Genomic DNA, 719 nt, shown 5'->3' with positions numbered 1-719 from the left:
ACCCGCCACCGCGGCGTGCGCCGCCTGGACGCGCGCGAGGGCGTCGGGGTCGAGGGAGCCGGCGGCCGTGCCCGCTGCCATGCCGCCCGAGACGAGGAGGACCGTCGCGAGCGACGCAGCGGCGGTCCGACGCGGACTGCGCCGCGCCGTGCCGGTGCGCCCGCGCCGCATCGCGCGTGCCCTGCCTTCGCTCATCCGACGTCCTAGGTCCCGGTCGGGGCGTCGGCGCGCGCTGCTGCGGTCGGCGCCCGGTCCGGGCGTTCGTGTCTGGACCCCCAGGCTCGCACATGACGGGCGAACCGGACAGGTCAGGCGCGAATCGTCCTGAGGGCACCCGTCCCGAGCCGGCGGCCCGGAGGCGTTGCCGTCCCCGCGGCACGGGCGCAGACTCGAGGAAAGCCTCGACGGAGCGGGTGGTCACCGTGCAGCTCACCTCCAGCACCCCCGACGGCCTGCCGCTCCTGGCGGCCGGGCGGCACCGGCGCCCGAGCCAGGGCGCGTGCCTCATGGAGCTCGTCAGCGTCCTCGCCGGTGAGCGCTGGAGCGACGCGCCGCCGTGCACGTACCCGCTCCTGGCGCGCCTCGCGCGGCTGGTCAACGACGCGACGTCGGACGAGGCGCGCCCGCGGCTCGCCCTCCTCGCGCCGACGCTCGTCGGCCTGCGACCGCCGGGCATCGGGACGCAGCGCGAGCGACCGCGCCGGAGCCGCCGGCGCGGT

1 protein-coding gene and 1 pseudogene are annotated in these 719 nt (G+C 78.4%); one reads left to right on the top strand and one right to left on the bottom strand.

Annotated features, from left to right (window positions below; genetic code table 11):
- The coding region (locus tag IDM29_RS16890; RefSeq protein WP_223148454.1) for a hypothetical protein at positions 1 to 195 on the bottom strand (195 nt) is incomplete at its 3' end.
- Positions 196 to 422: 227 nt separating this feature from the next.
- Between IDM29_RS16890 and IDM29_RS16885 the strand changes: the two are divergent.
- A pseudogene (locus tag IDM29_RS16885) lies at positions 423 to 719 on the top strand (hypothetical protein); the annotation flags it as partial.

The sequence above is a fragment of the Actinotalea sp. JY-7885 genome (assembly GCF_014525465.1).
In the GTDB taxonomy this organism is placed as follows: Bacteria; Actinomycetota; Actinomycetes; order Actinomycetales; family Cellulomonadaceae; genus Actinotalea.
Note: the sequence above shows the minus strand (reverse complement) of the source record. Positions and strands in the feature narration are given on the sequence as shown.